Origin of the sequence: Dapis purpurea BLCC-M126 (assembly GCF_050015975.1) — a bacterium.
Classification (GTDB): domain Bacteria; phylum Cyanobacteriota; class Cyanobacteriia; order Cyanobacteriales; family Microcoleaceae; genus Trichodesmium.
Map to the genome: position 1 here is coordinate 37,683 of NZ_JBNHER010000256.1, position 11,624 is coordinate 49,306.

The 11,624-nt window shown below is 35.2% G+C and carries 9 protein-coding genes; 2 read left to right on the top strand and 7 right to left on the bottom strand.

From position 1 onward, the window contains the following. Positions 1-257: 257 nt before the first annotated feature. Positions 258-1,640 carry a helix-turn-helix domain-containing protein gene (locus ACP6PL_RS23085; protein ID WP_426547633.1) on the bottom strand — a complete coding sequence of 461 codons (1,383 nt, stop codon included), beginning with the start codon at positions 1,638-1,640 and terminating at the stop codon, positions 258-260. A 265-nt stretch (positions 1,641-1,905) separates the two neighbouring features. Here ACP6PL_RS23085 and ACP6PL_RS23090 point away from each other — a divergent pair, with 265 nt between their 5' ends. Continuing rightward, positions 1,906-2,160, top strand: a complete 255-nt coding sequence (locus ACP6PL_RS23090) for a hypothetical protein (protein ID WP_426547634.1) — start codon at positions 1,906-1,908, stop codon at positions 2,158-2,160. Between the two features lie 125 nt (positions 2,161-2,285). Here ACP6PL_RS23090 and ACP6PL_RS23095 read toward each other — a convergent pair whose 3' ends face one another. The 5 genes from ACP6PL_RS23095 to ACP6PL_RS23115 all read right to left on the bottom strand — a co-directional run bounded on the left by ACP6PL_RS23095 (position 2,286) and on the right by ACP6PL_RS23115 (position 7,814). Further along, positions 2,286-2,624 carry a type II toxin-antitoxin system PemK/MazF family toxin gene (locus ACP6PL_RS23095; RefSeq protein WP_426547641.1) on the bottom strand — a complete coding sequence of 113 codons (339 nt, stop codon included), beginning with the start codon at positions 2,622-2,624 and terminating at the stop codon, positions 2,286-2,288. Beyond that, positions 2,624-3,031, bottom strand: a complete 408-nt coding sequence (locus tag ACP6PL_RS23100; RefSeq protein ID WP_426547635.1) for a hypothetical protein — start codon at positions 3,029-3,031, stop codon at positions 2,624-2,626. The genes ACP6PL_RS23095 and ACP6PL_RS23100 overlap by 1 nt, the downstream gene beginning before the upstream one ends. Positions 3,032-3,246: 215 nt before the next feature. Beyond that, positions 3,247-6,159, bottom strand: a complete 2,913-nt coding sequence (locus ACP6PL_RS23105) for a CHAT domain-containing protein (RefSeq protein ID WP_426547636.1) — start codon at positions 6,157-6,159, stop codon at positions 3,247-3,249. A 489-nt stretch (positions 6,160-6,648) separates the two neighbouring features. Then, a complete protein-coding gene (locus ACP6PL_RS23110) occupies positions 6,649-7,053 on the bottom strand; it encodes a thioredoxin family protein (protein WP_426547637.1) in 405 nt (134 codons plus the stop codon). Between the two features lie 47 nt (positions 7,054-7,100). Continuing rightward, positions 7,101-7,814 (bottom strand): NnrU family protein, encoded by a 714-nt coding sequence (locus tag ACP6PL_RS23115; RefSeq protein WP_426547638.1) that lies wholly within the window; start codon positions 7,812-7,814, stop codon positions 7,101-7,103. Between the two features lie 746 nt (positions 7,815-8,560). On the opposite strand from ACP6PL_RS23115, the gene ACP6PL_RS23120 reads away from it, so the two are divergent. Further along, positions 8,561-9,565, top strand: coding sequence for a LysR family transcriptional regulator (locus ACP6PL_RS23120; RefSeq protein WP_426547639.1), 1,005 nt, complete (start codon positions 8,561-8,563; stop codon positions 9,563-9,565). 839 nt (positions 9,566-10,404) lie between these two features. Here the strand turns inward: ACP6PL_RS23120 and ACP6PL_RS23125 are convergent. Further along, positions 10,405-10,992, bottom strand: coding sequence for an acyl carrier protein phosphodiesterase (locus ACP6PL_RS23125; protein WP_426547640.1), 588 nt, complete (start codon positions 10,990-10,992; stop codon positions 10,405-10,407). Positions 10,993-11,624: the final 632 nt, after the last annotated feature.

The following is an 11,624-nucleotide window of genomic DNA, read 5'->3' on the forward strand; positions in this document are numbered from 1 at the left end:
TATTGCGCCATACGCAATAGAAACACAGACACCTCAAAATTCCCATTTTCCTCTAGGCAAAAATTCCTATTGCACCATACGCAATAGAAACACAGACACCTCAACATCCCATTTTCCTCTAAGCAAAAATTCCTATTGCGCCATACGCAATAGAAACACAGACACCTCAAAATTCCCATTTTCCTCTAAGTAAAAATTCTTATTGCACCATACGCAATAGAAACACAGACACTCAAAATTCGACCTCAAACTCTGTCCTAACTAAAAAAACTACTGCTATATTTCCTGACTACAGGTGGCAAACTGTAGAGATTTTCTTGTTTTTCGATGAGGGAACGCCGAGATAAAGATTGTAATGTGTTGAGTAAATCTGATGGTGATGTTTCTGTAGTTTCTAACAGTTGCGCCAGACTAATAGGTTGATTTTTTGTTGCCAAGAGTGACAGAGTTTGTTTTTCTGATTGAGAGAGGCGATCGCTTATTTCCTGTAAAATATCTTTCAAATCTTCTGGTAACAAAATGGTATCATCGGGCAATAACTCAATCAAATTTTCTTCCAACTCTTGAATCTGACTTGCCACACTTTTTAACCATAAAGGGTTGCCTTGGTAGCAGTGAATGAGTTTTTCCCAATTTTCAATTTCTGTTAAACCATAATCTTTGAGTATTTCTCTGGCGCTGGCGATATCTAAACCAGTTAGTTGCAAAATAGGAATGGAAGTTTTTTTGCTTTTTAGTTGAGCAAGTTTAATGGGTTGTTCCCAACCTATTAATAGCAGGCAACTTTGATGGGATAATTTTTCTATTTGTTTTAAAAAGCAGTCATAGTCTTCGTATCCTGGTTTGTACTTTCCTGCCAACTCCCCACTACTGAAAAGGTGATGAATGTCATCCAAGATGACTAAACAGCGATACTTTTGTAAATATTTGATTAGGGGTAAAAGTTTTTGTGTGTTTTTGAGTGAATTTTGTTCTTGAGACTCAGAGAAAAACTGAACTAAGTCAGCTTGAAATTCGGCAAAAGTGGGGGATGTTTCGAGACTGCGCCAAATTACATAGTCAAAATTATCTTTTATTTGTTGAACGAGTTTTACTGCTAATGTAGTTTTGCCGATACCAGTTATACCCGTGAGTGCGATGAGACGATAATGTTGTTGTAAAATCCAGGTGGTTAGGGTTTCGAGTTCGCTGTTGCGGTTGTAGAAGTCGCCTAATTCTGGCATTTCGTCTAAGTCTTGATGTGGCGTTGGGTGTTGTTTGGGGTGAGATTTTTGTTGGTTAGGTTGGTGTGAGTTTGGTGTATCTGGGGGGTGTCTTTCTTTTTCACAGATGTTAAAACTGTCACTCACTACAACATCTTGTGCCAGGTTTAAAATGTTAGAGTTTTGCCACCTCTCTATTGCTGAACGAAAATTTGATTTAGTAACCTTTTCCCCTAACTCTTCTGAAATTATCTGCCATAATTCTGCACTAACTTTTCTTACATTACCTTCAGAGCAATCAAATTGTTTGGCAATATCTTGGTAAGTCTCCCTTTGTAGAGTTACTTTAAGCACTGCTTGTTGTATGTCACTTAGAGGTTTGCCTGTTTTCTCAGAAACTATTTGGTTGGCTATTTTTATAACTTCTTCCAAGTTCATAGGATAAGGGGAGGTATGTTTTTTGTATTATCACTTGCGTTGGGTAATAGTCTAGTACATTTTTAACATTTTTCTACAAAAGTAGATAAATTTGAGTCAGAACAAAAGTAACAAATTTGAACATTTTTGGACTAGACAAAGCACGGATGTAAAGACAATAATAAAGAAAAGATTAAACCATAGATTTAAGGATGAAATGGTAAGTCTTAATCCCCTGTAGCATTCATATTAAATGGTGGTTGAAATCTGATTAAAAATTATACTATTGGAAGATAAGATGATGATGATGATGAAAGATAATAATAACGAAAATAAGAAAGACAACGATAACACAGTAAAGGAATTCGGAGAGGGATTCGCAAAAGGATTCGGAGAAGGTGTAGGAAAAGCTGCAGGAGCTGCAGTAGCAGGTGCTATCTTGGGTGGAGTTATTGGAGCAGTGATTGGAGGTCCAGCAGGAGCTGCAGCAGGATCAGTTGCTGGTGCAGAAGTTGGATCGTCCTTGGGTGGTGGTGCTTAGGTATTCAGATTGTAGGTTGGGTTAAGCGACAGCGCAACCCAACAAAAACCTAAACTGTATCTATATTATGTTGGGTTTCGTTCCTCCATCCAACCTACATGAGTAGCGCTCTCCAAATGATTACTCTAAAGATACATAACTAAACGCAGACCTTCATCAACATTCTCCTGCAACTCCTCCGATAAAGAACCAACTCGTTGTTCTAAAAACAATTTATCCAGAGTTATCACTTGAGATACATTAGCAACAGAATCTCGTGGTAGTCCAGTTGCTTTTTTTGGCAGCAAAACATTTCCGGGTGCTTCTGCTAATTCTAGATTTGAAGTGATAACCACCACTATTACAGTTTGAATCAAGCTACGATTAAAACTGTCATTTTGAACGATTAATACTGGTCTGCGATAACCTGGTTCTGAACCAAGAGGTTGAGGAAGTGTTGCCCACCAAATCTCTCCTCTATACATTACCACTCTTCACATCTCAAACTGCTAAACTGCATCTTAGCAATATTCTCATCTAAGTCAGAGGAGTTTTGACTGTAAACACTATTAAGTTTTTCGGTAATCTCTTCTGGCAAAGGTTCGTTAAAATCCTCCGGCACGACAAATTTGCCTCTATCCTGCCCCAAACTAGCTAGTCGGTTAGACGAGGTACGAATAGGTTCGGCAGCAGGAGCGACTATATCCCCTAATATTTTACCAGTTCCTTTCATTACCCCACTGGAAGGACGTTTAGTTTCAGTGATAGCAGGATAAACGATCACTAATGGTTTTCCTTGATGGATAATAGTTAGTGGAGTTTTTGTGCGTTCGACTTCTATAAATAGAGTCTGTAAACTTTCGGGTAATTCGTCAGTAGTAATTTCTGCCATTTTCAAGTAATTTCTCTTATAGCTTTACTAGTGTAAATTTTACCACGTCTCTTTCTGAGTAGCGATCGCCTCAGTAAAGTATTTGGCTAAAGTAATATTTTTATAAGTCAAAAACAAGTATTAAAAAGTTGAGTTTCTTTAGCAAAATCCCAACCTTTTTGAGTAACTACAACATACATCTTTCTTTCTTCCTTCTCTCTTCTTCCTTCTTCCTTCTAAACTGCTTCTCCAATTAAAGTAAATGCAGCCCAATTTTTAACTTCAGGAAACTTTTTTAGGGTTGTTAACATTGCCTGTCTTAGAGCTTCTGCTTTATTTCCAGTAACATCTAATTGACGATAAAATTCCACCATTAATGACTGAGTGGCATCGTCTGGAACTTTCCATAAAGAAACCACAATACTAGGGGCACCTGCTGCTAAAAAAGAACGAGATAATCCTATTACTCCATCCCCTGTAATTTCACCACGCCCTGTATCGCAAGCACTTAATACTACTAATTCAGCATTCAAATTTAGTTCTAAAATTTCATAATAAGTAAGGAATCCATCGTTATTTTTGTCTGGAGTAAATGCTAATGCTCCTGGTTTTCCTAAACCTGTAATATCTGTTAGTAAACCGTGAGTTGCTACATGAATAACTCGTGCATTTTCTATTTGTTTTTTTACTAAACTTTCAGTTGCTATATCCCCAATTACTGCTTGAGTTTCTAGAAAATTAGCTATTTGTTTTGCTTCTGCTTCAGCACCAATTAAAGGGTCTAATGGTTTTTCGTTTAGTTTAGGCATTGATGGATTTCCTATTACTAAATTTCCCATATCGTTATTTCGGGGTAAACCAATAATTAAATCATTTTTGGGGTTAGCTTTTTGATTTTCAACTCGTTTTTTGTGAGTTAATTCTAATATTTGAATTGCTGGTGCAGTTAGAATTGTATGTTTTTCGATTAAGTATTTTTCTTGATTATCCATCAAGGCAACAAAGGGAATTAAAAATAACTCTCCTTGGGGTATAAATATTACCCGTTCTTCAGGATTACTTGGGAGAATATCTGCAATAGGTTCAATTAATAATTTGTGCAGTTTTTTGAGTTGAGATTGTGGTTGATATGGTTTAACCAAAAGTTTCCGACGAGTCTCTATAATTAGGTCAGTTAAAGTCTTATTTTCTAGAACATATTTAAACTCTATTTGGCGAAATACTATTTCTCCTGTTGGTTGAACTACCCAGATATAAAGTTGGTCTTCAATAATAGAATATTCAACTATTGTTGCAGCTTGTTGGGCAGCTATTTTTTTAATTTGTTTGAAGGTTGGAGGTTCAATATTGGCTTTAGTAATAGCTTTTGAAGAAAGGCGATCAAATAATAGTTCTACAAATGCTCTGGCACGACCTCGTTCAGAAATTTCTAAAGCATCTTCTATTTTATTTTGTTTAATTAAAACTTTCTGTAATTTACTATAAGTATCTGCTTGAGTGTCAAATAGTGAAACTTTTAATGAGTCATTACTACCTATTTTTTCTCTGATTGATTCTTTGACTTTGATTGCCGAACGCAAGTTTTTTTCTGCTTGTTTTAAATCTCCTTTTGCTAAATAAGTTATGCCTAAACTTTTGAAAGCTTCTGATTCTCCATAGATTTCTTTGGTTTCTTGAGAAATTGCTAATTGTTCCTGAAAATAGTTAATTGCTTTGTCATTGTTTCCTAAAGCTAAATAATTCTGACCTAGTTGATTAAAAGAGGCAGATTTTGTGTAAAGGTCATTTGTCTTAGTCGCGATATTATCAAAAAATTCTATTGCTTTATCATGTTTTCCTAAAGCAGTATAAACACCACCAACATAGAATGCTTTTCTCCCCATTGCTGCACTTTGTTCATAGTATTTCATAGCTTTATTGTAATTTTTTTGAAAATAGTAAATATTCCCGATTCCTTCCAAAGCACGAGCTTGAATATCTGAGTCCTTAATTTCTTTTCCTCTAGCTAAATATTGATTTTGATATTCCAGACTTTTCTCATAATCTCCTAAATATAAATAAGGTTGTGATATGTCATATAGTCTTGCTGTAGCTGCATAAAAATCATCAATTTCTTCAGCTAACTTCAAACTTTGCTGATAATAATCAATGGCATTAACATAATCATTCAACCAATAATAAGCCCATCCTAAACTAGATAATACTTGTACTTCCCCAGATTTATCTCCAATTTCTTGATAGATTTTCAGAGATTTTTTAGCAGTTTTTAAACCTTTTTGATATTCATTAGCATAGCTTACTAAATTATCAGCTTCTAATCGTAATCTTTCAGCTTCTGCTCTTCGAGAGTCTACTTGTCGCAGGCGATCATTATCTACACATTCATCCCAGGAGCGTTCATATCCTACATAAGTTATACAATATTCATTATTTTTGACCTCAAAAATCTTGGCTAAATACCATTGCTTCTTCCACAAAACTTCTACATATTTATTAATTTGATAATTATTATCTCTCTGAGAAATATCGGAATTATTTTGTTCTATATTTGTATTCGTATTTCGACGATAACCTTCCAGTCGCAGTCTTTCTGCATCAACTTTTCTAGGGTCTGCAATGCGAATACGAACTCTATCAATACACTCATCCCAAGAACTTTCATAACCTACATAAGTTATACAATATTGATTATTTTTGTTATCAAAAATCTTGGCTAGATACCATTGATTTTGCCATAATACTTCCACATATTGATTGAGTCGTAATATTTTTTCTGTAGAATTTTTATCTTCAATAGGACGAATCCGATCGCTACCTATACATTCATCCCAGGAACTTTCATAAGTTGGATAAGTAATACAATATTGATTATTATTAATTTCTAAAATTTTTCCTAGATACCAGTTTCCTTCCCAAAGCACTTCCACATAATCCCCTACTTTATAACTTTGTGCTAACAAAAAAGACCGCTCAAATTGTAATTTTTCTGATATTTCTGAGGATTTTAAAAGTAGATTTTGCCAGTTTTTAGCTATTGAAAAAAATTCAGATGCCCTAGCTTTTTCTGGAATAGTCAAACTTGAAACTACTAATAATTTTACTAAGATTATAATTGATAATTGACTGAATTTTTGAATAGGTTTAGTCATAATAGCTAACTCAAATAATGGCAATTTTTATACTGATAAATACAGCGATAAAACATCGTACACTGTAAATCAATAGAAAACTGAAAGAGGCTAAAACTAGATTCAAAGGAAACTATTATTCCCTTCATTTCTAGTTTTAACCTCTTTATCTAACACTCAGCAACAGTATGATTAAAGATTCACAAATTGCCAGTCTATGCTAATTAGAACGTTACGCATTAAGGTATTTGACATTTATAAATCCTGAAACTCTTTGAGAATCTACTATTCCCTATTCCCTATTCCCTAGCGCGTAGCGCTATAGATAAAATGACCAAGAAATAAGGTCTCAAATTTTTCCTTGGATAGGGAATAAAAACAATAAACTTGAGTATTTTAAGCCTCTAGTTTCAGCCGTTTCTAATGATAACTATTAACAAATAACTGAAATGACCGCTACAGATGCAAGTTTCCCAATATTTACCAATCAAAAAAAATCCCTAGACTTATCTATCGGGATTTCTTAATACCTGAATTTTGACCTGATGAAATTAACTGTAGTTGCAAAGGTTGACTTAGGTGACGCTCTTGATAGCTCAACATAAAAGCATCTAATGTTCTTCGGAAATCTTCTCGTGCCTGAAAATGATCCACTCGATTAACTATTTGGCCATCCTCAAATAAAATCAAAGTAGGCAAAGTTTTCAGTTGATAGCTACTAGCAAGCTTTAAACTTTCGTCAGCATTTACTCCTACAAGCTTTAATTGGCCATCCCAATCAGATTGAAATTTTAATAATTGGGGCACAATCATTTTACAAAGGCCACACCAAGATGCCCAAAAATGGACTAAAACAGGATGAGAGGATTCCAAGACCTCTTTTTTAAAAGTCTTTTCGTTAACTGACAAAACCATGATCCTTGAATCTATATTAATTAAATTTTTTATATCCTGGGATCATGCTACCAGTATACGCTCCCAGTTGCACGGATTAATAGAGGATGAGCTTGCCAAAATAAGAGAACAAAAACTCCTACCCCAAGATAAGCCCATCGGAGAAACTCATGCAGCTCTAGGGTTTGACGTCCTTGGATAATTGCCATAAAAGGAATAACTGATGTTCGAGATTTTAATTTCTCATAAGATTCACCAAAACGGTCCTTAAGTCGGCGATCCCCATGCCAAACGCCAAATAAGTGGTGTAAGACAAGGCCAACTGATGTAACTAAAGTAAAGCTTGTCCCTAACCAAAGGGTATGGGCAATACACCATATTACTTGGCCTACCATTTGGGGATGGCGAGTAATGCGAATAATCCCTGTTTCATGGAGATGGACTTCCGGCTTCTGGATTGCTGCAATTTCTAACAGATTGAATGTAGAGGGGTATAGGAAAAGGAATGAAATTGCTGATAATATCCAGACTATAGGTTTGACAATTGGGACACCTTGCAGTTGCCATAACTGTAAGCCATCGTAACGGTGATTGAAAAAGTAAACAATCAGAACTACTGCTAGTGGTAGACTGACCAGGGCAAATAAGATGCGGTAAAGTCTAGGACCAATTTTGGTTTCTGCCCAGGAACGGAGGGCAGCTAAACCACTATGAGCGATCGCAAAACTTAACAGTAACCCCAAGATAATCAAATGGCTAGGAGTTAAGGAATCATTATACATGGCCACTATGGGAAATTGATAATAAAAGTTAACTTTTAGAGGAATCCTCCAGCAGTATGCTAAAGGGACGCAAACTGTCTATCCCTTGAATGGGGAAGGAAGTGCGCTGAGTGTGGAGGCTAATTTCCCCAAGAAATTATTTATATAGCAGTCGGCAGGGGAGTTAGGATATTCTCGCTCCTCTCAAATATAGTCATAGCAAGAATTTAACTTCTGACTTCTGACTTCTGCTACACCTGGCCTGAGGAATGTGGAAATCTCAATCTCCACCTAAGATTTATAGGTTAGCTTTATGCTTCCGGTAAATCTAAACTTAAAGCCTCAAAGTATATCTCAGGCACTTTTGTCCCTGATTTAGTTTAATCTAAACAGGACAATCAGAGCTTGATTGATTAACTAGAAAATACCAAGGGATGAGAAGAGAGGTTGACCAGGGGCACGAAAAGATATTTCACTTTTTTCCTAACTTATAAAATAGTCAACCCATAGCAAAAATTAGAGGGCAGATTATTGATCTTCCTCAATTTCGGCTTTTACATAAGTCCTAACCTTTGTAGTTATTGCTATAAATAAAAAGCTCTTTAAGACACCAAAAAAGTGTAAATTCAAACTTGTCAACATTTCCCTATTCTCTTCGTCCTTTCCAACGACCTATGAAGTCAAATCAAAGGCCATTAGGTCAGAAATTTGTCCATTAGGGAATCATTTCGGCATCAACTCCCTAAATTTCTTTTTCCTTTAACAATATGTCTGAGCTTCCTTTCACCCTAGACCAATTACGCATTCTTAAAGCGATAGCTGCTGAAGGTAGCTTTAAACGAGCTGCCGATAGTCTGTTTGTTTCTCAACCAGCAGTTAGTTTACAGGTGCAAAACTTAGAACGACAGTTGAATGTCCCCTTATTTGACCGTGGAGGCCGCCGGGCACAATTAACTGAAGCTGGTCATCTACTACTTACTTACGGTGAGAAAATATTATCTCTTTGTCAAGAAACTTGCCGGGCGATCGAGGATTTACAAAACCTTCAGGGGGGAACTTTAATTGTTGGTGCTTCTCAAACCACTGGCACTTATTTACTACCCCGAATGATTGGGATGTTTAGACAAAAATATCCTGATGTGGCAGTTCAGTTACACGTTCATTCTACTCGTCGTACAGCTTGGAGTGTGGTTAATGGGCAAATAGATTTAGCTATTGTTGGGGGTGAAGTTCCTCCGGAGTTACAGGAGTCTTTGGAAGTTGTGCCTTATGCTGAGGATGAACTGGCCTTAATTTTGCCTGTTTCTCATTCTCTTGCGGAAAAGGAGACTATTCAAAAAGATGACTTGTATCACTTAAACTTTATTACTTTGGACTCTCAATCTACTATTCGCAAAGTAATAGATCAAGTATTATCCGAGAGTGGGATTGATACTCGCCGTTTGAAAGTGGAGATGGAACTAAACTCAATTGAGGCAATTAAAAATGCTGTTCAGTCTGGTTTGGGGGTGGCTTTTGTTTCTGTTTCTGCTATTGAGAAGGAATTACAAATTGGGGTTTTGACTACGGTTAAAATAGATCAGATTGTTATTAATAGAATATTATCAGTTATTTATAATCCTAATCGTTACCGTTCTAAGGCAGCAGAGGCTTTTAGTAAAGAAATTTTGCCTTTGTTTTCTAGCTTAAATTTTAACCCAGATCAGATTAAACCTTTATCTAAAGAAATACCACCTATAGAGGTAGTAACAAATAATGTTCATGAAACTTGAATAAGATATACAGAGGAGTCAGAATGGTTTGGGCAAATTTATGTTCTACAGTTATTTTAGGTGTAATTTTGCCTACCTATTTAGGGTTTGCTGAAAAAGTATGCATAGTAAGGGTAGGAGTCGGGAGCAATGGGAATTTATAGAGGAGGTAGTCGGATATATTTGCCCCTTTATTTTTCTGCCATAGTCAGCCCAAAATACTAACACACATGAGCTTGAAGAACCGAAAACCTTAGATTTTTTCGACAGATAAAGGCTTTAGCCTTTAATCTGTCAATCTTTTGAGGGTTGATAAGTAAGCCTTATTTAGGGTTGGCGCTCAAAAGAATAAAAGTGTTTACTGATATTGCTTTTGGCATTTTTAAGTCTGGAAAAAGTGCGCTCGCTTTGAGTTGAAAAGCCTCAAAAAGTTAGTATTAACAGGAAGATTTGGACATAGAAATTGAGGAATAATTCTTCCTCCTGCCTTCTCGCTCATTCCTTACTCTTCCTGTCTCCTGACTCCTACCCTCACCCATAAGACTTTTGAGCGCAAACCCTATTTATAGCTGAAGTCAGAAGGCGCGATAGGGCAGGAGTGGGATTGGCAACCTACAGAAATTAAATTCTTGCTGTGACTATATTTGAGAAGAGCGATAATGTCCTCGCCAGTAATGGCGATTGCTTTATCTTTATATCGGCTTGATATTGCCAAATAAATGTATGATTTCACAAGAGTTAGGTTGGTATTAGGCGAGCACCACTCAGGAAGTTTATCTAAAATCTAAAAACTATAGCGCAACAGTTGAATTAATTATCAATATTTATCAAATAGCTAAAAGCTGACTATGGTTACATTATCACTTATGCAAAGTTTTCACATAATTCATAACTTCTGGAAAAAACATCAAAAAATCTGACTCAATTTCAGGATAATTTTTCATCAGCTCATTAACAGAAGTAGCCAAATTATTTTCTCTCTTCAAACGTTTAGATAAGCGCACAAAGGTTAAGTTAATTCCTGATATATTTTTGTAGGAAACAAGCCAATTCTCAGATATGATTTTCGGCAATATTTTTTTTAACTTCTCAGGTAAAATTTCCTGATTATCCTTCAAAATAACGTAGATTTTTTGCACAAAAACATCTAAGTTTTCATGGCAAAATAAACTCCAGTGATTTGCCAGAAAATGGTCGTAACAAATATCAATAATTATTCCTGCTAAACGTCTATGACTACTGCTAATCCGATTTTTACTTCTCAAATATATTGGATGAGTATCGGTAAAACAATCAACTTGACGATGGGTTTTAATTCCCATGAGAATTTCATGGCTATAAATAGTTTCATATTTTTCTAGATAACCTTTTACAAAGTCACCTAATAGATTTCCTATTTGTGATTCGGGAGTATTTTTTGCTAAAAGTAAATGAGCTAAGTAGTTCATAAATGGATAGTTTTATATTTAATTAAGTACCTAGAAAAATTTAATTTAATATTTGCTCTAGATAGGAAACACTGAATGTAAGCATTTCTGTTGAACTTGAAACAGCAAACAGAAAATATACTTGAGTACTAGAGATAAAAATAATTGTATATATAGCAATATGATTTAAGTTGTGAGATATTGGAGAGTTTTAGGGAACAGGGAACAGAGAAGAAAAAAAGAATAAAAATGAACATAATAACTGCTATATTCTATACTTTTAGGAAATATTCAAACTCTCACATCTGATTCCTGATCGCTCTACTTAGGTACAGTATAAACTATAAATAATTGTCATCGAAAATCAACTTAAAACAATTATCTTGAGACTGTAGATATCAATATTACTTAGGTTTTCTAATTAATTTTAGATAGTCTCTATATTCTCAATATTAAGAAAATATTAAATTATTCAAGGGGATTTATACAACAACTGATATTTATAGAAATCTAGTTAGAGATAATGATTGACGTTAAAGGACAATACAATATAAAATAAATCCAAATCCTGATGATTAAATTCCCTTAGTAAAGACTTTTTCATTAATTGATAATGGATAATTGATAATTACCTCTGGTTAAAACCGAGAGGA